18 protein-coding genes are annotated in these 21120 nt (G+C 65.7%); 8 read left to right on the forward strand and 10 right to left on the reverse strand.

Annotated elements, in window-relative coordinates; translation table 11 throughout:
- Nucleotides 1–77 precede the first annotated feature (77 nt).
- From DBR20_RS14395 to DBR20_RS14410, 4 genes are read right to left on the reverse strand one after another with little or no spacing between them, the layout of a single operon-like run.
- On the reverse strand, nucleotides 78–1232 hold the full coding sequence (locus tag DBR20_RS14395; RefSeq protein WP_108266646.1) for an FtsX-like permease family protein: 1155 nt from the start codon (nucleotides 1230–1232) through the stop codon (nucleotides 78–80).
- 21 nt (nucleotides 1233–1253) lie between these two features.
- Entirely contained in the window at nucleotides 1254–2558 is a 1305-nt protein-coding gene (locus tag DBR20_RS14400; protein ID WP_108266647.1) for an ABC transporter permease, read from the reverse strand.
- 10 nt (nucleotides 2559–2568) lie between these two features.
- Entirely contained in the window at nucleotides 2569–3291 is a 723-nt protein-coding gene (locus DBR20_RS14405) for an ABC transporter ATP-binding protein (protein WP_032976565.1), read from the reverse strand.
- A gap of 31 nt (nucleotides 3292–3322) precedes the next feature.
- Entirely contained in the window at nucleotides 3323–4600 is a 1278-nt protein-coding gene (locus DBR20_RS14410; RefSeq protein ID WP_108266648.1) for an efflux RND transporter periplasmic adaptor subunit, read from the reverse strand.
- A 216-nt stretch (nucleotides 4601–4816) separates the two neighbouring features.
- On the opposite strand from DBR20_RS14410, the gene glmS reads away from it, so the two are divergent.
- Complete coding sequence (gene glmS, locus DBR20_RS14415; RefSeq protein WP_108266649.1) at nucleotides 4817–6655, forward strand: glutamine--fructose-6-phosphate transaminase (isomerizing); 1839 nt, start codon at nucleotides 4817–4819, stop codon at nucleotides 6653–6655.
- Between the two features lie 312 nt (nucleotides 6656–6967).
- Here glmS and DBR20_RS14420 read toward each other — a convergent pair whose 3' ends face one another.
- On the reverse strand, nucleotides 6968–7687 hold the full coding sequence (locus DBR20_RS14420) for a helix-turn-helix transcriptional regulator (protein WP_219927813.1): 720 nt from the start codon (nucleotides 7685–7687) through the stop codon (nucleotides 6968–6970).
- A gap of 152 nt (nucleotides 7688–7839) precedes the next feature.
- Here DBR20_RS14420 and DBR20_RS14425 point away from each other — a divergent pair, with 152 nt between their 5' ends.
- From DBR20_RS14425 to DBR20_RS14440, 4 genes are all read left to right on the forward strand, one after another.
- Entirely contained in the window at nucleotides 7840–9306 is a 1467-nt protein-coding gene (locus DBR20_RS14425) for a TolC family protein (protein WP_108266650.1), read from the forward strand.
- A gap of 111 nt (nucleotides 9307–9417) precedes the next feature.
- Nucleotides 9418–10479 carry an HlyD family secretion protein gene (locus tag DBR20_RS14430; protein WP_219927814.1) on the forward strand — a complete coding sequence of 354 codons (1062 nt, stop codon included), beginning with the start codon at nucleotides 9418–9420 and terminating at the stop codon, nucleotides 10477–10479.
- Between the two features lie 8 nt (nucleotides 10480–10487).
- A complete protein-coding gene (locus tag DBR20_RS14435; protein ID WP_219927815.1) occupies nucleotides 10488–12065 on the forward strand; it encodes a DHA2 family efflux MFS transporter permease subunit in 1578 nt (525 codons plus the stop codon).
- 346 nt (nucleotides 12066–12411) lie between these two features.
- Nucleotides 12412–12843, forward strand: a complete 432-nt coding sequence (locus DBR20_RS14440) for a CBS domain-containing protein (RefSeq protein WP_089237013.1) — start codon at nucleotides 12412–12414, stop codon at nucleotides 12841–12843.
- Nucleotides 12844–12935: 92 nt separating this feature from the next.
- Here DBR20_RS14440 and DBR20_RS14445 read toward each other — a convergent pair whose 3' ends face one another.
- A complete protein-coding gene (locus DBR20_RS14445; RefSeq protein WP_025877330.1) occupies nucleotides 12936–13364 on the reverse strand; it encodes a VOC family protein in 429 nt (142 codons plus the stop codon).
- A 125-nt stretch (nucleotides 13365–13489) separates the two neighbouring features.
- Nucleotides 13490–14008 (reverse strand): lactoylglutathione lyase, encoded by a 519-nt coding sequence (gene gloA, locus DBR20_RS14450; RefSeq protein ID WP_108266653.1) that lies wholly within the window; start codon nucleotides 14006–14008, stop codon nucleotides 13490–13492.
- 126 nt (nucleotides 14009–14134) lie between these two features.
- Between gloA and DBR20_RS14455 the strand changes: the two genes are divergently transcribed.
- Nucleotides 14135–15247 (forward strand): PLP-dependent cysteine synthase family protein, encoded by a 1113-nt coding sequence (locus DBR20_RS14455; protein WP_108266654.1) that lies wholly within the window; start codon nucleotides 14135–14137, stop codon nucleotides 15245–15247.
- 102 nt (nucleotides 15248–15349) lie between these two features.
- Here the strand turns inward: DBR20_RS14455 and DBR20_RS14460 are convergent, their stop codons facing one another.
- Entirely contained in the window at nucleotides 15350–15754 is a 405-nt protein-coding gene (locus DBR20_RS14460) for a hypothetical protein (RefSeq protein ID WP_108266655.1), read from the reverse strand.
- Nucleotides 15755–15930: 176 nt separating this feature from the next.
- On the opposite strand from DBR20_RS14460, the gene DBR20_RS14465 reads away from it, so the two are divergent.
- Nucleotides 15931–17955 carry a M3 family metallopeptidase gene (locus DBR20_RS14465; protein ID WP_108266682.1) on the forward strand — a complete coding sequence of 675 codons (2025 nt, stop codon included), beginning with the start codon at nucleotides 15931–15933 and terminating at the stop codon, nucleotides 17953–17955.
- A gap of 134 nt (nucleotides 17956–18089) precedes the next feature.
- Here DBR20_RS14465 and DBR20_RS14470 read toward each other — a convergent pair whose 3' ends face one another.
- Together DBR20_RS14470 and DBR20_RS14475 are read right to left on the reverse strand one after the other, a co-directional pair.
- Nucleotides 18090–18890: an SDR family oxidoreductase gene (locus DBR20_RS14470; protein WP_108266656.1), complete on the reverse strand. Its 801-nt coding sequence runs from the start codon at nucleotides 18888–18890 to the stop codon at nucleotides 18090–18092.
- Entirely contained in the window at nucleotides 18887–19453 is a 567-nt protein-coding gene (locus tag DBR20_RS14475; RefSeq protein WP_089237000.1) for a DUF1415 domain-containing protein, read from the reverse strand. The genes DBR20_RS14470 and DBR20_RS14475 overlap by 4 nt, the downstream gene beginning before the upstream one ends.
- 195 nt (nucleotides 19454–19648) lie before the next feature.
- On the opposite strand from DBR20_RS14475, the gene DBR20_RS14480 reads away from it, so the two are divergent.
- The gene (locus tag DBR20_RS14480) at nucleotides 19649–21115 is read left to right on the forward strand and encodes a benzaldehyde dehydrogenase (protein ID WP_108266657.1); all 1467 of its coding nucleotides are present in this window, start codon (nucleotides 19649–19651) and stop codon (nucleotides 21113–21115) included.
- The last annotated feature ends 5 nt before the right edge of the window (nucleotides 21116–21120 follow it).

Genomic DNA, 21120 nt, shown 5'->3' on the forward strand with positions numbered 1-21120 from the left:
CCTGCGCTACTTCCAGACCGAAAACTTCCTGCTGGCCACGCTGGGCATCGTGCTGGGCATGCTGGCGGCCTATGCCATCACCCTGGCACTGATGAACATGTACGAGCTGCCGCGCCCAGCGGCAGGTACAGCAGCGGCATGCGCGGCAGCTCGTACATGTTCATCAGTGCCAGGTTGATGGCATAGGCCGCCAGCATGCCCAGCACGATGCCCAGCGTGGCCAGCAGGAAGTTTTCGGTCTGGAAGTAGCGCAGGATCTGGCCGCGGGTGGCGCCCAATGCGCGGCGGATACCGATCTGCTTGCTGCGCTGCTGCACCCAGAAGCTGGCCAGGCCGACGATGCCTAGTGCGGTGACCACCAGCAGTGCGATGCACACGGTGACCAGCAGGCCGACCATGGAGCGGTCGTTCTTGAAGTAGTCGGCGCGCTGTTCCTGGTAGGTCAGTTTCTCGCGCACCAGGCGGTTGGGGTCGTTGTGCTCCAGCGCGGCCAGCGCGCCCTTCAACACTTCATCGCGGCGCTCCGGAGAGGTCCGCAGCATGTACGGCCCGCGGGTGAAGTCGGTACGCACCGGCAGCATCATCGACAAGGTGCTGTTGTCGTTGTAGTCGGTCGGTGTCGCCAGGTGCGCGACCACGCCGACCACATGCAGGCCCTGGTTGCCCATGTAGAACGTCTTGCCCAGCGCGCTCTGGTCCGGGTACATCTTGGCGGCGACCTGCTGGTTGATGATCACCGGTGAGGCGCGGTCAGGCTTGGGATTCTTCTGCGCCTCCTCGTAGTCGATGTACTCGCTGGGCAGGAAGTCGCGGCCGGCGACCAGCTGCAGGCCCAGCGTCGGCAGAGCGTTCTCGCTGAACATGTACATGGATACAAAGGCGGTGGGGCGTTCCTGTTCGCGTTCGCGCGAGATGCTGGTGTTGCTCGAATTGCGGCGGAACGGCAGCTGGTTGACCTTGGTCACGTTGGTCACGCCGGGGATCGCACGCAGCGACGCCAGGTCTTCGTTGGTACGGGCCATGGCGTTGGTCTGCTTGCCGATGCCGTTGACCCGGACCATGACCAGTTCGTTCTCGACCAGACCGCTGGGTTGGCTGATCTTTTCCACGCGCTGGGTGACCAGGAACAGGGCATTGCAGACGATGGCGCAGGTCAGGGCGATTTCCAGCACGATCAATGCGGCTGCGGTCTTGTGCCGGCGCAGAGTGCTGAGGATGGGGCGGATGTCCATGGGAAGTCCTCGTTCTGGTGCTTACTGCGACTTGAGCTGGATGGCCGGGGTGACCTGCATCGCGCGCCAGGCGGGCAGGAAACCGGCAGCGATGCTGGCGAGCAGGGTCAGGCCGAGGGAGAGCAGCAGCATGCTGCCGTCCAGGTGGGCCAGCTTGGCGTAGTCCACCGGCTGCTGGCGTACCGCGTACAGGCCCAGCAGCGCCAGCCCGATACCGAGCACGCCACCGACTACGCCCACCGCACCCGCTTCGACCAGGCACTGCAGGAAGATCTGCCCGCGGCTGGCGCCCAGTGCGCGACGCACGCCGATTTCACCGCTGCGGCGCAGGAACTTGGCCAGCAGCAGGCCGACGGTGTTGACCAGGCACACACCGAGGAAACCCAGCGCCAGCCACATCTGCAGGCGCACGTCGCTGGGCACTGCGTTGTTGAAGGTCAGCCACTCCATCACGGTGCGCAGGCGCACGTTGGCCGGACGCTCGAAACGGCCGGCAGCACGCTGCTGGTCCGAATAGTTGACCAGGTAGCGGCGATAGTCCTCGGCCTTGGACGGGTCCAGCTCCACCCAGTACTGGATCCAGGTGCACGGTGCGTTGATCGAATTACTGTCATCGTCGGGAGCACCGTCGCGGAAGCAGTTCATGTTGCCGTTGCTGCCGAACTTCAGGTCCATTGCGGTGGACAGCGGCATCATCAGATCCTCTTCGCGGCCGTAGTTGCCCACGGTCAGGTCGAAGAAGTGCGGTTCCGGATTCCAGGTGTCCATCACGCCGATCACCCGCAGCGAGTGGCCATCGACACGGATCTCGCGGCCGACACTGTCGGCACCCTGGAACAGCTTGTCGTTGATCACCTTGGACAGCACCACTACGCGGGCGCGGCCGTCATCGTCGCTGGCCGTCCAGGCGCGGCCATACAGCATCGGCACGTTGAACATCGGGAAGAAATCGGCCGAGGTCCAGCGCGTATCGATGTTGAACGGCTTCAACGTGCTGCCTTCCGGTTCGACGGTCACATCGCCGGCACTCATCATCGCCTGGCGCTCGCCACGCTTCTCGCGCAGCAGCGTTTCGGCATCGAAACGGGTCATCTGGGTCTCCGGCTCTTCGCCGGTCAGGTAACCCGAACGCGGGCGCGGATCGACCTGCACGTAGAACAGGCGATCGCTCTTGTCCGGGATCGGATCGCCGGACAGCACATGGAACACGGTCAGGGTGGTCATCGAAGCACCGATGCCCAGCGCGATGGCCACCACCATCAGCGCGGTCAGTACCTTGTTGCGGCGGAAGCTGCGCACCGCCAGTCGGGCGTAGTAGGCGAACATGGTCGTGCCCTCACTCGTTGACGGCGACGATGCGACGTGGGGTGGCCAGCACTGGCTCGCGCACCAGGTCGGTGACCTGGCCGTCGACGATGTGTACGTTGCGCTGCGCGCGTGCGGCCAGTTCCGGATCGTGGGTGACCATCACGATGGTGGTGCCGGCGGCGTTGATCTCCTCCAGCAGTTCCATCACCCCGCGCGCCATCTGCGTGTCCAGGTTGCCGGTCGGTTCGTCGGCCAGCAGCAGACGGGGGCTGCCGGCCAGGGCACGGGCAATCGCCGCGCGCTGCTGCTGGCCGCCGGAGAGTTCGTTCGGGTAGTGCTTCATGCGCGAACCCAGGCCGACCTGGCTCAGCGCCTTCTCGATGCGCTCGCGGCGCTCGCCGGCGCTCATCTTGCGGTAGCGCAGCGGCACGTCCACGTTGTCGAACAGGTTGAGGTCCGGAATCAGGTTGAAGCCCTGGAAGATGAAGCCGATCTTCTGGTTGCGCAGGCGGCTGCGCGCATCGTCGCCAAGCTTGCTGACGTCCTGGCCATCCAGCATGTAGGTGCCGCTGGTGAAGGTTTCCAGCAGGCCGGCGATGTTGAGGAAGGTGGTCTTGCCGGAGCCGGACGGGCCGGTGACGGCGACGAACTCACCTTCCTTGACCTGCAGTTCCAGTGAACGCAGCGCGTGGGTTTCCACCTGTTCGGTACGGAAGACCTTGGCGACCGAACGCATTTCGAGCATGTACATGGGGTGTCCTCTCTCCAGGATGTATGAGTTGTCAGTTGACGGAGACGCGTTCGGCGTCCTTGAACAGGTCGCTGCCCGAGACCACGATGCGGTCTCCCGGCTGCACACCCGACTTGATTTCCACTTCGCCCAGGCTGCTGACGCCCAGTTCGATCGGACGGCGCACCGCGGTGCGGCCATCCATCACGTACGCCACGCCGTTGCCCTGTTCCACGAACGGGCCACGCTCGACCTTCATGACGTTCTTGCGGGTATCCAGCAGTACCCGCACCGACATCCGCTGGCTCTGGCGCAGGCCTTCCGGCTGGGCCGCAGCAAAGCGGACGCGTGCGTTGACTTCGCCATTGACCACTTCCGGCGACACCGCACTGATCTCGCCCGGGAACGGCTGGCCGTTGCCGCCGGTCAGCTGCGCCGGCATGCCGATCGCCAGGTCGCGCGCGAAGCTCTCCGGCACCTTGATCTCGACTTCGAACTTGGACAGGTCGACAACGCCCAGCACCGGTGCGTTGGCGGCAAGGTTGGTGGCCTGGGTGGCCTGCACCTGACCGACTTGGCCATCAAATGGTGCGCGCAGGGTCAGGGCGTCCACCTGGCGCTGCACTTCGGCCACCACGGCCTTCTGGCGATCGGCCAGCAAGCGCTTGTTGCGTGCGTCCAGATCCGCGCCCTGGCTCTGCAGGCGTGCATCGGTGGTGGCATTGGCCAGGCTGATGTCGGCCTTCTTCAGGGTGTCCTGGGCCTTGGCCAGATCGATCTGCGGCACCGCACCGCCATCGAAGCCGCGCTGATAGCGCTGCAGGTCGCGGTCGGCGGCCTGGCGCTCGATGCTGGCCTGATCGGTTTCCTTGCGTGACTTGGCCCGGGCCAGGGTGGCGTCCAGGTTGGCGCGGCTGGCCTCGGCTTCCAGACCCGCCAGGGTGGCCTCCTCCTGCGCCAGCTTGCTGCGCAGCTCGGGGCTGTCGATGATCGCCAGCTGCTGGCCCTTCTTGACCACGTCGCCGGCCACCACCTTCAGGTCCACCGTGCCGGCGGAGATCGCGTACAGCACCGGGCTGTTGGCGGCGATCACGCGGCCGTCGGCGGCGATGTCGCGTACCAGGTCGCCGCGCTGCACTTCGGCCACGCGCACCCGGCTGCTGTCGAACGAGCGGCTGGCGTTGGACCAGGCGTGCACGGCCCAGCCGATGCCGGCGAGCAGGGCGATGCCAGCCAGGGCCGGCCAGCGGTAACGGTGCCATGCGGCCTTGGGAGCACTGGCCGAAGCGGAGGAAACGATCTGGTCCTGGGCGGAGGTGTCGCGGATCATCGGGTTCGTGCCTGTCGGTGGTGCCAGAGTGGTGCCCTACACAAAGCACACAGCGTGCCAACTTTATTTCCTTTTCCATCAATGATTTGCGGATTCGTCATTACTGTCCGGGTGTCCGCGGACACCTTTCCGGACACTTTCATTAAGCGGACAGGAGGGGGGGCTGGCGGACACGCAGGCTAGAATGCGCCGACCGTCTTCAAGGAAATGCGTGACATGTGTGGAATCGTAGGTGCGATCGCCCAACGGGATGTGGTGCCGGTCCTGATCGAAGGACTGAAGCGACTGGAATACCGTGGTTACGATTCCTCCGGTATCGCCGTGATCGACCATGCCGAGCGCGCTGACGTGCGCCGCGTGCGCCGCACCGGACGTGTCTCTGAAATGGCCACCGCTGCCGAGGCCGAAGGCTTCACGGCCAGCCTGGGCATCGGCCACACGCGTTGGGCCACCCATGGCGGTGTCACCGAGGCGAACGCGCATCCGCACATCAGCCATGGCGTGGCGCTGGTGCACAACGGCATCATCGAGAACCATGAAGAACAGCGCGAGAAGCTGCGCGCGCTGGGTTATGCCTTCGAGTCGCAGACCGACACCGAAGTGATCGCCCATCTGATCCACCACCATCTGAAGAATGGCGACGACCTGCTGGTCGCGCTGCAGCACACGGTCAAGGAACTGACCGGTGCCTATGCACTGGCCGTGATCAGCCGTGCCGAGCCGGAACGTTTCGTCTGCGCCCGCATGGGCTGCCCGCTGCTGGTCGGCCTGGGCGAGGGCGAGAACTTCGTGGCGTCCGACGTGTCGGCTGTGCTGTCGGCCACGCGCAAGGTGATCTTCCTGGAAGAGGGCGACACCGCCGAGATCCGCCGTGATGGGGTGAGCATCTTCGATGGCAACGATCAGCCGATCGAGCGCGATGTACATCTCTCCGATGTCTCGCTGGCCTCGCTGGAACTGGGCCCGTACCGCCACTTCATGCAGAAGGAAATCCACGAGCAGCCGCGTGCACTGGGTGACACCATCGAAGCGGCGATCGACGCCGGTGGCTTCCCGGCCGAACTGTTCGGCAAGAATGCCGAAGCGGTGCTGTCGGGCATCGAAGGCGTGCAGATCCTCGCCTGTGGTACCAGCTACTACTCGGGCCTGACCGCGCGCTACTGGATCGAGGCCATCGCCGGCCTGCCGTGCAGCGTGGAGATCGCCAGCGAGTACCGTTATCGCGCCGCGTATGCCAATCCCAAGCACCTGATCGTGACCATTTCCCAGTCCGGCGAAACGCTGGATACGATGGAAGCGCTGAAGTACGCCAAGTCGCTGGGCCACAAGCACACGCTGTCGATCTGCAACGTGCCGGAAAGCGCGATTCCGCGCGCCAGCGAACTGGTCTGCTACACCCGCGCCGGCGCCGAGATCGGCGTGGCATCGACCAAGGCCTTCACCACCCAGCTGGCCGCGCTGTTCCAGCTGACCGTGGTGCTGGGCAAGCTGCATGGCCGCGTCGATGCTGCGCAGGAAGCAGACTACCTGGAGCAGCTGCGTTTCCTGCCGGGCAGCGTGCAGCATGCGTTGAACATGGAACCGCAGATCGCCGCATGGGCCGAGCGCTTCGCGCGCAAGAGCAGTGCGCTGTTCCTGGGCCGTGGCCTGCACTATCCGATCGCCCTGGAAGGCGCGCTCAAGCTGAAGGAAATCTCGTACATCCACGCCGAGGCCTACCCGGCCGGTGAGCTCAAGCACGGGCCGCTGGCGCTGGTGGACGAGGACATGCCGGTGGTGGTGATCGCGCCCAACGACAGCCTGCTGGAAAAGGTGAAGTCGAACATGCAGGAAGTACGCGCCCGTGGTGGCGAGCTGTTCGTGTTCGCCGACCAGGACAGCAACTTCAACGAGTCCGAAGGCGTGCATGTGATCCGCACGCCGCGCCATGCCGGCGTGCTCAGCCCGGTGGTGCACACCATCCCGGTGCAGCTGCTGGCTTACCACACCGCGCTGGCACGCGGCACCGACGTGGACAAGCCGCGCAACCTGGCCAAGAGCGTGACGGTGGAGTAAGAGCAGACGTGGCTGGCGGGTGATGTGCTGCCCGCCATGTGTCCGCGCTATGGAGTGGGCAAGCCTCAGACCGCCGGAACGACGGTGTATTCCACGACGTGCTGATCAAGAACGAGGGGCGAGGGCGCGGTTGCTCTCGCCCTTCTGCGTTTCTGCAGTGGTTCGATATCGCCTTGGCAATCCGGACCGCTGGCAGCTGGAGCAGACGGCGGCGGCCCGCATCATCCACACCGGCCAGACTGGACGCCACCGGCAAGAGCAGACGCTTCGGTGGCGCGCACTGCAGGGAATACGTCGAATCAGTCTGCGCGGTTATGCTCGGGAAACCAGGTACTCGGTGGGCGACACCCCAAGCGAGCGGCGGAACATCGCCGAGAAGGCGCTGGGGCTCAGATAGCCGTGCTCCAGCGATACTTCCAGGATGGATGCCCCCGAGGCCAGGCGGGGCAGGCTGAGCAGTAGGCACATCCGCCGCCGCCAGTCGCCGAAGCTCATCCCGACCTCGCGGTGGAACAGCCGTGCCACCGTCCGCCCGCTGACGTGCATCCGTGCGGCCAGGTCGTCCAGCGTTACAGGCTCGGCAGGCTCGGCGATCATCCATTCGCACAGACGTAGCAGATGTGCGTTGCGTGGTAGTGGAACGTGCAGCCCAAGCCGCGGCGCCACTTCGATCTCGTCCAGGATCAGTTCCATGATGCGGTGGTCCCGCCCGCCATCGCGATAGTCCAGCGCTATGCCGGTGGCAGCGATGATGGCCTCGCGCAGCAGAGCGGAGACCTCGATGACCTCGCAACCGGTGGGAAGATCCGGCCGTATCCCGGGTGCAACGTAGATCGTCCGCATCGCGACATCTCCGGCAATGCGGATCCGATGCTCCACGTTCTCTGGCATCCACACGGCCCTGCCGGATGGCACGACCCAGCTTCCTTCTGCGCTGATGACCGTCAACACCCCGGTCAGCGCATGGATCAACTGCGCGCGCGCATGGCGGTGCGCGGCAATGTGTTCGCCGTGAGGATGTCGGGTGGCCAATGCCGCAACGGGGCGCTCGGTTGCGTGGCACGCCCTGACAGTGCGTTTTCTGTCCATATCTAGACGATGGTAGTCCGGCGGGCGGGAGAAGGACAGAGTGGCGGGTGATGTGATGTGTGTCCTGGGCACACGCCACCCCAAGTACCCCGTCAATGATTGTCTTCCGTCCTTTGCTGTTGTCTTTTCTGGTCTCTTCCGCACTGTGTGGATGCGCGGTCGGTCCCAGCAGTTCGCCGCGTTCCACCCTCGCCCCGCCGCCGATGACTGTCGTCGACAACGACGCGATCACGGGCGCGCCCGCCGTGCCCCGATGGTGGCGCCTGTATGGCGATGCCACGCTGGATGCACTGGTCATCCAGGCTCTGGAAAACAATCGCGATCTGCGGATTGCGTCGGCCAACCTGCAGTCCGCCTACGCAGTGCTCCGCGAACGCCAGGGTGATCGGCTGCCGACCACTATGGTGTCCAGCGATGTCGGCTATGGCAGCACGATGAGCGACCAGATCGCGGCCGCACTGGAGCAGACCGAAGTCCGCACCGGGCAACGCTACGGCGCGGGGTTCGCAGCCGGTTGGAGCCTGGATCTGTTTGGTCGGATTGCCCGATCCATCCAGGCGGCGCGGGCGGATGCCGAGGCGATCCAGGCCACCGAAGACAGCGTGCGGGTCGTCGTTGCCGCCGAAACCACGCGCGCCTATGTGGACAGTTGTGGCTACGCCTCGCGCGCCGAGATTGCCCGCCGCTCGCTTGCCCTGGTCAGTCGCAGCCTGGCGCTGAAGACGGCCCAGCGTGATGCGGGGGATGCGACATCACTGGATGTCGCGCGTGCCGCTGCGCTGGTCGAGCACACCCGTGCTGCCATTCCCGCGCTGGAGGCCGGTCGGCAGAATGCCCTGTATGCACTGGCTGTGCTTACCGGGAGGACGCCGGACGACCTGCCCGCAGACGCAACCAGCTGCGTCGCGGTTCCGCAGCTTGATACTCCGCTTCCGATCGGTGATGTCTCCGCGCTGCTGCAGCGACGGCCGGACATCCGGGAGGCACAGCGCCGGCTGGAAGCCAGCACCGCGCGGATCGGCGTGGCTACCGCGAGCCTGTATCCCACGGTTTCCATTCTGGGCACCGTGGCCAGTTCGGCGCCGACGCCCGGCGGGTTGACCGATCACGGGTCGATTGCCTGGAACCTGGGTCCGGCCTTGTCCTGGCGCTTCCCGAACAGCAGCGCGGCGCGCGCGCAGATCGCCGATGCCGAAGCGCAGGAACACGCCGCGCTTGCGCGTTTCGATGCGGTGATCCTGGCCACATTGAAAGACGTGAAACAGGCGCTGGCGACCTACCAGGCAGCACTGCGTCAGCACGCTGCGCTGAAGACAGCTGCCGTGCAGAGCGGTGAGGCGCTTCGACTGGCGCAGGTGGGCCGACACGCCGGCGCGGCGAGCGAGCTGGACGTGCTCGAGGCGGAGCGCCGCGATATCGAGACACAGGCCATGGCCGCCTTCGCCGAGGCGGAGATCGCCGCCGACCAGATTGCGTTGTTCCGGTCGCTTGGCGGCGGCTGGGAACAGGCGCCTGCCGTGCATCTCCCCACCATCACCCGCAGCGATGACGCCGCGCGCTGATCCACCCTTTTCCCCCGCACTCCCCCGACAGACGACATGACAGACACAGACATTCCACGCGGCGCACCCGTTGGTTCCCCCCGCTCCCTCCTGCGGATGAAGCGCAGGCCCATGGTTATCGGCGCAATCGTGCTGCTCGTCCTGGCCGGCGGCGGTGCCGGCCTGCGCTGGTGGACAGTAGGCCGCTTCCAGGTCAGCACCGACAACGCCTACGTCAGGGCCGACATCGTAACGGTCAATCCACGAATCGCTGGCTACATCGCCACGGTCCGGGTACGTGACAACCAGCACGTGGCCGAGGGTGAGATTCTGGCCACGCTGGACGATCGGGACTATCGCTCGCGTCTGCTCCAGGCCGAAGGCGCGGTCGCAGTGGCGACGGCGCAGGTAAGGGCGCAGCAGGCTGCCATCGCCAACCTCGACGCGCAGAGCACGCGGCAGCAGAGCGTGATTGCCGCTGCTGCCGCAGATCTGCGGGCGCACCAGGCAGATCTCCGTCAGGCCGCCCAGGCCTATCGCCGGGAACGTCTGCTTGCCGACCAGCAGGCATCGGATGCGAAGCACCTGGAAGCCGCAGATGCCAGCGCACAGCGCACTGCAGCGAACACGGATGCTGCGCGCGCTGCGGTGGCTGCGAGCACGGCTTACACCAGGGTACTGGTGACCGAGCGTGAGCGCGCGAGCGCCGCGCTTGACCAGGCGCAGGGTGCATTGGTGCAGGCCCAGGCAGGTCTGGCCCTTGCCACCCTTGACCTGGAACACACGGTGATCCGTGCACCGCAGGCCGGAACGGTCGGTCAACGCAGCTTGCGGATGGGGGATTACGTGGGTGCCGGCGCACCGCTGATGGCGATCGTGCCGGACCAGATCTACATCGTCGCGAACTACAAGGAGGTGCAGCTTGAACGCGTGGCGCCGGGTCAGCCTGTGGAGATCGAGGTCGATGCACTCGGCGGGCGCGCTTTGAAGGGACGCGTGGAAAGCTTCGCCCCTGCCTCCGGCGCACAGTTCGCCCTGTTGCCGCCCGACAACGCGACCGGGAACTTCACCAAGATCGTCCAGCGCATGTCGGTGCGTATCACCGTGGATGCCGGCCAGGCGAAGCTGTCGTTCCTGCGGCCGGGGATGTCGGTGGTGGCAGCCATCGACACGCGCACGGATCGCGCGCCATGAGCGCCACCATGGCAACCCCTGCCGAGGACGCAGTATCACTGCGTGCGTGGGTCGCAGTGATCGGTGGCGTGGTTGGCTGCTTCATGGCGGGCATGAACGTGCACGTCACCAATGCGTCGCTGCCGGATGTGCGCGGATCATTGGGTGCCACCTTCGAGGAAGGGTCGTGGATCACCACGGCCTATCTTGTCGCGGAGATCATCGTCATTCCGTTGGCGGCCTGGCTGGCATCGGTTTTCACCGTGCGCCGCGTGCTGATGGTGGGGGCCGCAGGCTTCGTGCTCTTCTCGATGGCCTGCTCGATCGCACCCAACATCAACGCGATGATCCTGGCGCGCACGCTGCAGGGCGCGTTCGGCGGCGTGCTGATCCCGCTCTCGTTCCAGCTCATCGTGACCGAGCTTCCATCATCAAAACACCCGTTTGGCATGGCGTTGTTCGCCATTGCCAACAACGTGGCGCAGGCGGCGGGGCCATCGCTTGGGGGTTGGTTGACCGATGTCTATTCGTGGCGGGCGATCTTCTATCTGCAGGTGCCGCCCGGCCTGCTGCTGCTGGCTGCCATCGGCTGGTCGATCCGGCCGCAGCCGATGGCGCTGCACAGGTTCCGGACCGGCGACTGGGGCGGCATCATCGCCATGGCCCTGGGCTTGTCCGCGCTGCAGATCATGCTGGAGGAGGGCGGTCGCAAAGACTGGTTCTCTTCGACGTTCATCATCGAGGCAACGCTCATTGCTGCAGTGGGCCTGGTGGCGTTCGTCGCTATCGAGCTGCGTCGCAGCGAGCCGTTCCTCAACCTTCGGCTGCTTTCCCGCTACAACTTCGGGTTGGCCAGCCTGATGCAGTTCACTTTCGGCGCGGTGGTGTTCGGGGTGGTTTTCCTCATTCCCAATTACTTTGCCGACGTGCATGGTTACAACGCGCGCCAGATCGGGTTGACCATGATTCCGTACGGCATCGTGCAGTTCATCATGTCCTTCGCCACGCCGCCGCTGATGAAGCGCACCAGCGTGCGGACCGTCATCGTGCTGGGCTTCGTCATCATGGCGGTGGGCTGCCTGATGAACATCCACCTGGATGCCAACGCGGCAAGCAACGTCATCGTGCCGTCGTTGATCGTGCGTGGCATCGGCCAGTCGCTGATCGTGGTCGCACTCAGTGTGATGGCCGTGGAAGGGCTGGAACGCACTGAGCTCGGCTCGGCGGCAGGCGTGTTCTCGATGGTGCGCAATGTGGGTGGCGCGATCGGTATCGCCGTGGCCAGTCAGTTCATCGTGACCCGGGAGCGACTGCATGCGTTGCACATCGGGGAATCGGTGACGTCCTTCGCGCCAGCGACCCAGGCGCGCGTGGTTGAGCTGGTCAGGATGCTGGCCAAGGCCCCCATGGACAGCGCCACCGCTCTGTTCGGCAATGGACATGCACTGGAACGGCAGCAGGCGTTCGCGATCCTCGACAGGATCGTTCATCGCGAGGCATTGCTGTTGGCCTACAGCGATGCCTTCCTTGTGGCAGGCATCGCCATGCTTGCCTGTGCGGCTGGCAGTCTGATGCTTCGTGGCAAGAAGCAGGTCCGCCCAGGGTGAAGGCTGGTGTTGGCAATCGGCAAACTTTAGGGCTCCTTGCAAGCAGCATTCAGCGGCGGTTTCACCCACGGTGCCATTCTCTGGATCGTTGGCCGGTTCCCACGACAATCTGTCCCATCGATGCCGCTAGTGACCGATGGACGCAGTCGTAGAATCAAGTTGACCGAGATCCGGGTTGAGCCGTTGAACCCGCCTCGTTCGCGTTGCAGCACCTAGCCCGCCTGCTGGCGAAATGCCAGATCCGGCAAAGTGCGCCAGACGTGCGCTGAAGGGTCTGTTCCCGGGGAGGGGGCGAATCGGCAGAGCACACTTTTTTGACTTGAGTGACCTGCACCAGGAAACAAGAATGAACGTCCGCGAGCTCCTGCAATCCAAGAAAGAAGCTGTCATCACCATCGACACGGAAGACACGATCGGTGCCGCCGCGCACAAGATGAGCGCGAACAGGATCGCTGCACTGGTAGTGATGAAGGATGATGCCCCGGTCGGCATCATTTCCGAAAAGGACATCGTCCGCAGCCTGGCCGATGATGGTCCGCAGGCCGGCCGACGGGTGATTTCCAGCCTGCCGTCCACCGGTCTGGAAGGCATCGCGCCGGACGCCACGTTGAAGCAGGCCATGTCCCTGATGACCTACTCGCGTCGCCGCCACCTGATGGTCACTGATGGTGCCACGCTGGTCGGCATCCTCAGCCTGGGTGACATCGTGAAGAACCTGCTGGGCGAGCTGGAGCTGGAAAAGGCCGTGCTGCAGGACATCTACATGGCGGCCCACTGAGGCCTGCGCAGTGCGATGAGACGAAGCCGGGCATTGCCCGGCTTCTTCGTTGGTAGCGCCGGGCCATGCCCGGCGAGCGCGTAGCGCAGGAATCAGAAGCTGACCTTGACCGAATCGGCGCTGTAGTTCGCCGGGCCGTGGTAGACGACCTCGATGTTGTTGCCATCTGGATCCAGCACGAAGGCGCCGTAGTAGCCGGGATGGTAAGGGCGCTCGCCGGGCGCGCCGTTGTCCTTGCCGCCAGCAGCCAGCGCAGCGCTGTGGAAAGCATCGACGGTGGCGGTATCGCGGGCCTGGAACGCCAGGTGGTGGCGACCGGTCAACTGGCCGGCGGCGGCCTCGCTGCTGGCACTGGAAATGAACAGCTCGTCGGCCCAGAAGTAGTCATCGCCTTCACCGGCCACCGGGATGCCGATCGTGTCGAACACCGCCTGGTAGAAGCGGCGGCTGGCGGCCAGGTCGCGCACGACCAGCTGGATGTGGTCGATCAGGCGGCCACGGTGCAGTTCCATCGTTTCCATACGAACCTCGCAAAAAAGGGGGGCGGAGTCGGTAGCGCCGGGCCGTGCCCGGCGAGCGCGCAGCGCGGCCTGCTCATGGCCGCCGGGCATGGCCCGGCGCTACCGGAATTGTGCCCCTTTCTGGGTCAGGCGTTGGAGATGATCTCGACCCAGTAGCCGTCCGGGTCCTTGATGAAGGCCAGGTTCTTCATGCGGCCGTCGGTCAGGCGCTTCTGGAAGGTCACGCCCAGGTCTTCGAAGCGCTGGCAGGCCGCTTCGATGTCCGGCACCGACACGCAGATGTGGCCGAAGCCGCGCGGGTCGCTGTTGCCGTCGTGGTAGACGGAGCCTTCCTGGTTCTCGGTGCCATGGTTGTGGGTCAGTTCCAGTACGCCCGGCAGGCCGGCCATCCACAGGCGGCGGGTGTTGTCATCTTCCGGCACCATGGTGCCGGCCGGTACGTAGGCCAGGAAGTACAGGCTGAACTGGGCTTCGGCGAAGTCGCGCTTGTCGATCAGCTGGTAGCCCAGCACGCGGGTGTAGAAGTCCAGCGAGGCGGTGGCGTCCTTGACCCGCAGCATGGTGTGGTTGAAGACGAAGCCGGTGGTCTCGGCCGGGGCCTGGGCGGCGACGCCGGGGACATCGCGCAGGGCGGGAATGGTCATGGGGGAGGTCCTTCAGACAGGGCCGTTGCCGGCCGGATGGGTGTCATTCTACGGGCCGGCAGCTGACGGCACCGCGACGTACAATGGCCGGATCGCACCGTTCCGTCCTGATGACCATTGCCCGCCATGTCGCAGCGTGAATGGGTGGCCGCCGCCATCCGCAAGATCGAAGCCGATTTCAACCGTTCCGCCGATACCCACCTGATCCCGCTGGCGCTGCCCGGGTTCGAGGGCATCGAGGTGTACCTGAAGGATGAATCGAGCCATCCCACCGGCAGCCTCAAGCACCGGCTGGCGCGTTCGCTGTTCCTGTATGCGCTGGCCAACGGCTGGTTGCGTGAAGGGCGACCGGTGATCGAGGCTTCCAGCGGCTCCACTGCCGTGTCCGAGGCCTACTTCGCGCGCCTGCTCGGCCTGCCGTTCATCGCGGTGATGCCGGCCACGACGTCGCCGGAGAAGATCGCGGCGATCGAGTTCCACGGTGGCCGCTGCCATCTGGTCGAGCGCGCCTGCGACCTCAACTGCGATTCGGAAAAGCTGGCCCGCGAAACCGGCGGCCACTTCATGGACCAGTTCACCTATGCCGAGCGCGCCACGGACTGGCGTGCCAACAACAACATCGCCGAATCCATCTTCAAGCAGATGGCCGAGGAGCCCAGCCCGATTCCGGACTGGATCGTGTGCAGCCCCGGCACCGGCGGTACCGCCGCAACGCTCGGGCGCTACGTCAGCTATCGCCGGCACAACACCCGCATCCTGTGTGCGGACCCGGAAGTGTCGGTGTTCTTCGACGGCTACCAGGCCGCCCTGGCCGGTGGCAACGAGTGGCGCGGCATGACCTGCAACGGCGGTTCGCGGGTGGAAGGCATTGGCCGGCCGCGGGTGGAGTCGAGCTTCATCCCGACCAGTGTCGACGCCATGGTGAAGGTGCCCGACGCCTTGAGCTTGGCCGCGATGCGTCATGTCAGCCGGCAGCTGGGGCGCCGCGTCGGCGGCTCCACCGGTACCAATTTCATCGGTGTGCTGCAGGCCGCGCAGTGGATGCGCGAGGCTGGCCGCCAGGGCAGCATCGTCAGCATCCTGTGCGACAGCGGCGATCGCTACGCGCACAGCTATTACGACCCCGCCTGGTATGTGCGGCAGGGAATCGATGTGGAAACCGCCGACGCACAGGTAGCAGCGGCAGCGGCCGGGCAGGGCCTGCCTGCATTGCCGTGGTGCAGTCTGGAAGCGCTGTAAGCCTGCCGACATTTCCGCCGGGCACGGCCCGGCGCTACTGATCACGCCGGGCGGGTAGCGCCGGGCCGTGCCCGGCGAGCGCAGCGGTGAGTCGCACCCCGATCAATATCCGGCCGCAGTGAACGCGTCCAGCACTACATCGCGCAGGGCATCGGGCAGGGCCTCGATCTCCACGGCGCGGTCGTCCAGGTGCAGGCGCGGGTCCAGGCTGCTGGCCCGGCCCTGCGCCAAGGCCTGCAGCCACAGCAGCACGCAGATGACGAACTCGCGCTCGTGCCCCGACTGCACCTGACTGGCGCCGCGTTCGATCACCTCGAACGGATACCATTCCTGCTGGTCGGTAAACCTGCCGCCCTGGTGTTGCAGTGCCTGCAGCTGCTGCAGGTGGCGCGGCGCATCGTCGCCCGCATCGCACAGCGCGGCGATCCAGGCCAGTTCGGTCGGGCTGGCCGACAGCGCCAGCGATGGTGAGCGTACTGCGGATGGAGCTGGAGCCAGACCTTCCATGTGGGGCCTCCTCGACACGTTCCGCTGCGGTCTCCCCCGCGCCGCAAGCTTCAGCCGACGGCCGTAAGGCCGACGTGAACAATGGCCCGCCGCCCCTTGTCTGCCAGCCCGGCAAGCGCCATATCGATCTGGCTGCCCGCACCTTCGGGCCCGTACTCTGGAGACCTGCCGTGACCATTGCCAACCCCCTGCTCGATTTTTCCGGCCTGCCGCGCTTCGAGGCGATCCGCCCCGAGCATGTGGCGCCGGCGCTGGACGTGCTGCTGGCGCAGGCCGAGGCGGCGGTCAGCGCTGCCGAGCAGGTGCAGCCGGTCAACTGGCAGACCTTCGTTACCCCGCTGGACGATGCCACCGAACGACTGTGGCGTGCCTGGGGCCTGGTCGGCCATCTGCAGGGCGTGGTCAACACGCCCGAGCTGCGCGAGGCGTACAACAGCAACCTGCCGCGGGTAACCCGCTTCGCCAGTGCGCTGGGCCAGAACCTGGCCTTGTACCGCCAGTACCAGGCCCTGGCGGCCAGCACCGAGGCGGCCGGCTTCGACGAGGCGCGCCGCAAGGTGCTGGAAAACACCCTGCGTGATTTCCGCCTGGGCGGTGCGGAACTGGATGCGGACGCGCAGCAGCGTTTCGCGGCGATCAAGGAAGAGCTCTCGGCGCTGTCGGCGAAGTTCTCGCAGAACGTGCTCGACGCCACCGATGCGTGGTCGCTGATCGTCGAAGACCCGGCGCGTCTGGCTGGCGTGCCGGACGACGTGAAGGCCGCTGCACGCGCGGCAGCCGAGAAGGACGGCACGACGGGCTGGAAACTGACCCTGCAGATGCCGTGCTACCTGCCGGTGCAGACCTGGGGAGAAGACCGCGACCTGCGCGAGATCCTGTACCGCGCGAGCGCGCAGCGCGCTTCCGAGTTCGGCGACGATGCACTGGACAACGGCGGCAACATCGATCGCATTCTTGCACTGCGTGCCGAGTTGGCCGCGTTGCTGGGCTTTGACTCCTACGCCGGCTATTCGGTAGCCACCAAGATGGCCAAGGACCCCGCCGAAGTGCTGGGTTTCCTGCGTGACCTGGCTGCGCGTGCGAAGCCGTTCGCGGCCAAGGACCGTGCCGAACTGGAGCAGTTCGCCCGCGAGCATCTTGGTATCGACAGCCTGCAGGCCTGGGATCTGGCGTTCGCCGCCGACCGGCTGAAGCAGGCGCGTTACAGCTACTCCGAGCAGGAAGTGAAACAGTACTTCACCGAGCCGAAAGTGCTGGGCGGCCTGTTCTCGGTGATCGAACAGCTGTACGGCCTGCGCGTGCAGGAAGACAGCGCGCCGGTCTGGCATGAAGACGTGCGCTTCTTCCGCCTGGTGGATGCGCAGGGCAACCTGGTGGGCCAGTTCTACCTGGACCTGTACGCCCGCGAGGGCAAGCGCGGTGGTGCTTGGATGGATGACTGTCGCAACCGTCGCGAGCGCGCCGATGGCAGCGTGCAGACGCCGCTGGTGTATCTGGTGTGCAACTTCGGCCGTGGCGCCGACGGCAAGCCGGCGACCTTCAGCCACAACGAAGTGACCACGTTGTTCCATGAAATGGGCCATGGCCTGCATCAGCTGCTGACCCGCATCGGCGAGCTGGGCGTGGCCGGCATCAATGGCGTGGAGTGGGATGCGGTGGAGCTGCCCAGCCAGTTCATGGAGAACTTCTGCTGGGAATGGGACCACCTGCAGGGCATGACCGCGCATGTGGACAGCGGCGAACCGCTGCCGCGCGCGCTGTACGAGCGCATGCTGGCCGCACGCAATTTCCACAGCGGCATGGCCACCGTGCGCCAGCTCGAATTCGGCCTGTTCGACATGCTGCTGCATAGCGAGTTCGAAGCCGCGCAGGACAGCGTGCTGACACTGCTTGAGCGCGTGCGTGCAGAAGTGGCGGTGAACCATCCGCCGAGCTGGAATCGCTTCCCGCACCAGTTCAGCCACATCTTCGCCGGTGGCTATGCCGCCGGTTACTACAGCTACAAGTGGGCTGAAGTGCTGAGTGCCGATGCGTACGCCGCGTTCGAGGAAGCGCCGCAGGCGCTGGCCGCAACCGGCGCGCGTTTCCGCGACGAAGTGCTGTCGCGCGGCGGCAGTCGCCCGGCCGCCGAGAACTTCAAGGCCTTCCGCGGCCGCGCGCCGCAGATCGACGCGCTGCTGCGGCATTCCGGCATGGCATAAGCACGCTACCGCCATCCACGCATGGCGTGGATCTACTGGAAATCGATGCTTGATGCCCTGGTAGATGCCAACCTTGGTTGGCACGGGATCCATGCCAACCAAGGTTGGCATCTACCGGGTGCGGTGGCCCGGGATCACTCGGCGTAGATCATCTTCCGGGTCATGCCACCGTCGACGATGAAATCCTGGCCGGTGCTGAAGCCGGACATTGAGGAGAGCAGGTATACCGCCAGCGCGCCGATATCTTCCGGTTGCCCCACCTGGCCCACCGGATGCTGGGCATGGTCGGTGGCCGAATACCGCGGTACGTGCCGGCGCGACGGTGCCTGCCAGGCATCGGTGCTGATCCAGCCGGGGCTGATGCTGTTCACCCGCACCGCCGGTCCGGCACTGATCGCCAGCGCATGGGTGAAGGCCACCAGCCCGCCCTTGGCCGCTGCGTAGGCTTCGCTGTTTGCCTCGGACTGCCAGGCGCGTGTCGATGCGATGTTGATGATTGCGCCTGCATCGGCCGACAGCGCCGGCAATGCATGCTTGCTGCACAGGAACGCACCATGCAGCGACGAAAGCCGGCGCTGCCATTCTTCCCAGTCCATGTCCTGCAGCAGAGTGCCGTGCGGCCCCGCGATGCCGGCATTGTTGACGAGGCCATCGATGCGGCCGAAGCGTTGCAGCGCTACCGCGATGAAGTCGCGCACACTGGTTTCGTCGGTGATGTCCAGCCGCTGGAACGCGGCATCCTCACCGCGCTGCCATTCGGCGAGACAGGCTTGGCCCGCCTCCATATCCATATCGCCGATCAGCACACGGCCGCCGGCCCCGAGCACCGCCTGGGCGATGCCGCGGCCGATGCCGTTGGCACCACCGGTGACCAGCACGACCCTGCCGTGCAGCGGTGCAGCCGGCCAGGTGGCAATCGGCGGTACCGTGCTCATGACAGGTCGTCACCGCGCAGGCGACGGTGCCAGCCTTCCACACCGATCCGGTCCAGGGTCTGGATGTTGCGCTCGACGATCACGTCCGGATCCGGGTAGACATCCACCGCGCGTTCCACGCTGTCTTCGCGCAGCAGGTGCAGGGTGGGGTAGGGCGCGCGGTTGGTGTAGTTGCTGGCGTCATCGGCGGCGACACCATCGAACTGATAATCCGGATGGAAGCTGGCCACCTGCAGGATGCCCTGCAGGTCCAGCGCCTCGATCGCCGCATCGGCGTTGTCGAGGAAGTCGTTGTAGTCGAGGAAGTCGGTCAGCACCTGCGGGTGCACGATCAGGGTGGTATCGATCTGCTCGGCCGGCGTGTCGCGCAGCAGCACCAGTTCTTCGGCCAGTTCTTCCACCAGGGCTTCCGGTGTGGTCGCGTCGCTCAGCACGATGCGGACCTGGTCTTTCACGTACACCGCCTTGGCGAACGGGCACAGGTTCAGGCCGATGACGATGCGCTCCAGCCACAGGCGGGTGGCGGCGATCGGGTCATCGGTGGGCAGGGTGGTGTCGGTCATGGCGGGCGCATCGGCTGGCGTGGGTAGCCATTGTAGGCGTGCCGGTGCGGGGGCGCCGTTCACTGTGCAGGAACTGGACAACGGCGATGCTGGAAATTCCCATCGATTCAATCCCTTGCCGATATCACGCCAATGGCCGATTGCCGACGCAGCGGGCCAGGCGTGCAATGGCGGCACGACACAGGAGGACTTCACATGACTGCATCTTCCCCATGGCTGCCGGACACACTCTGGTCAGGCGCCTTCTTCGATGGTCAATGGAGCGCTGCCGCGCAGCGCCAGCCGGTGATCGAGCCCGCCACCGGGCAGTCGCTTGGTGAGATCGGCCTGGCCGATGCGGCGCAGGTCGCGCGTTCTGCAGCCGCTGCGGCGCACGCACAACAGGCCTGGGCGGCGGCACCTTACGAACAGCGCGCCGAGGTGCTGCGCAAGGCTGCACGCCTGGCCGAGGAAAACGTCGACACGCTGGTCGACTGGCTGGTCCGCGAAAGCGGCTCCACCCGCCTGAAGGCCGGGTTCGAGGCCAAGGTGACCATCAAGGCGCTGCATGAGGCCTCTGCGCTGCCGTCGCGCAGCGTAGGTGAGATCCTGCCGTCCGAACCCGGGCGGCTGAATCTGGCACGGCGCCGTCCGCTGGGTGTGGTGGGGGTGATCTCACCGTTCAATTTCCCGCTGTACCTGGCGATGCGCGCAGTGGCCCCGGCCATCGCTCTCGGCAATGCCGTGGTGCTCAAGCCCGACCCGCGCACGGCGGTGTGCGGTGGTGCGGTGATCGCACGCCTGTTCGAGCAGGCCGGTCTTCCGCAGGGTGTGCTGCACATGTTGCCCGGCGACGGCGCCGCCGGTGCCGCGCTGACCAGTGATCCGCACGTGGCGATGATCCAGTTCACCGGTTCCACCGCTGCCGGGCGCAAGGTCGGCGAAGCCGCCGGCAAGCACCTGAAAAAAGTGTCGCTGGAGCTGGGCGGCAAGAACGCGCTGATCATCCTCGACGATGCGGATCTGGATCTGGCCGTGGCCAATACCGCCTGGGGCGTGTACCTGCACCAGGGCCAGATCTGCATGGCCACCGGCCGTGTGCTGGTACAGCGAAGCATCCATCAGGCGTTCCTGCAGAAGCTGGTGGCCAAGGCGAAGTCGCTGAAGGTGGGCGACCCGGCACGCGAGGACGTGGCGCTGGGGCCATTGATCAATGCCGCGCAACGCGACCATGCGGCGCGCGTGGTCGACGACGCGGTGAAGGCCGGTGCGTCCCTCGAAACCGGCGGCACCTACCAGGACCTGTTCTTCGCACCGACCGTGCTCGGCAACGTCAGCGCCGACAATCCGGCGTTCAACGAAGAAATCTTCGCACCGGTAGCGGTGGTGGTGCCGTTCGATGACGATGACGAAGCCGTGCGCCTGGCCAATGACAGCGAATACGGCCTGTCGATGGCGATCGTCTCCAGCAATGTCGGCCGCGCGCTGAAGCTGGGCGAGCGCCTGCGTACCGGGCTGCTGCACATCAACGACCAGACCGTGAACGATGAGGTCATCAATCCCTTCGGCGGGATAGGAGCGTCCGGTAACGGCACCAGCATCGGCGGCCCGGCCAACGTGGAGGAATTCACCCAGTGGCAATGGATGACGGTCAAGGGCGAAGCCCCGGCCTATCCCATCTGATCGAG

Source organism: Stenotrophomonas sp. HMWF023, assembly GCF_003060985.1.
Taxonomy (GTDB): domain Bacteria; phylum Pseudomonadota; class Gammaproteobacteria; order Xanthomonadales; family Xanthomonadaceae; genus Stenotrophomonas; species Stenotrophomonas lactitubi.

Coding starts and splice junctions, on each gene's coding strand:
- DBR20_RS14395 (WP_108266646.1), bottom strand. CDS start 1,232: ATGGACATCCGCCCCATCCTCAGCACTCTGCGCCGGCACAAGACCGCA.
- DBR20_RS14400 (WP_108266647.1), bottom strand. CDS start 2,558: ATGTTCGCCTACTACGCCCGACTGGCGGTGCGCAGCTTCCGCCGCAAC.
- DBR20_RS14405 (WP_032976565.1), bottom strand. CDS start 3,291: ATGTACATGCTCGAAATGCGTTCGGTCGCCAAGGTCTTCCGTACCGAA.
- DBR20_RS14410 (WP_108266648.1), bottom strand. CDS start 4,600: ATGATCCGCGACACCTCCGCCCAGGACCAGATCGTTTCCTCCGCTTCG.
- glmS (WP_108266649.1), top strand. CDS start 4,817: ATGTGTGGAATCGTAGGTGCGATCGCCCAACGGGATGTGGTGCCGGTC.
- DBR20_RS14425 (WP_108266650.1), top strand. CDS start 7,840: ATGATTGTCTTCCGTCCTTTGCTGTTGTCTTTTCTGGTCTCTTCCGCA.
- DBR20_RS14430 (WP_219927814.1), top strand. CDS start 9,418: ATGGTTATCGGCGCAATCGTGCTGCTCGTCCTGGCCGGCGGCGGTGCC.
- DBR20_RS14435 (WP_219927815.1), top strand. CDS start 10,488: ATGGCAACCCCTGCCGAGGACGCAGTATCACTGCGTGCGTGGGTCGCA.
- DBR20_RS14440 (WP_089237013.1), top strand. CDS start 12,412: ATGAACGTCCGCGAGCTCCTGCAATCCAAGAAAGAAGCTGTCATCACC.
- DBR20_RS14445 (WP_025877330.1), bottom strand. CDS start 13,364: ATGGAAACGATGGAACTGCACCGTGGCCGCCTGATCGACCACATCCAG.
- gloA (WP_108266653.1), bottom strand. CDS start 14,008: ATGACCATTCCCGCCCTGCGCGATGTCCCCGGCGTCGCCGCCCAGGCC.
- DBR20_RS14455 (WP_108266654.1), top strand. CDS start 14,135: ATGTCGCAGCGTGAATGGGTGGCCGCCGCCATCCGCAAGATCGAAGCC.
- DBR20_RS14460 (WP_108266655.1), bottom strand. CDS start 15,754: ATGGAAGGTCTGGCTCCAGCTCCATCCGCAGTACGCTCACCATCGCTG.
- DBR20_RS14470 (WP_108266656.1), bottom strand. CDS start 18,890: ATGAGCACGGTACCGCCGATTGCCACCTGGCCGGCTGCACCGCTGCAC.
- DBR20_RS14475 (WP_089237000.1), bottom strand. CDS start 19,453: ATGACCGACACCACCCTGCCCACCGATGACCCGATCGCCGCCACCCGC.
- DBR20_RS14480 (WP_108266657.1), top strand. CDS start 19,649: ATGACTGCATCTTCCCCATGGCTGCCGGACACACTCTGGTCAGGCGCC.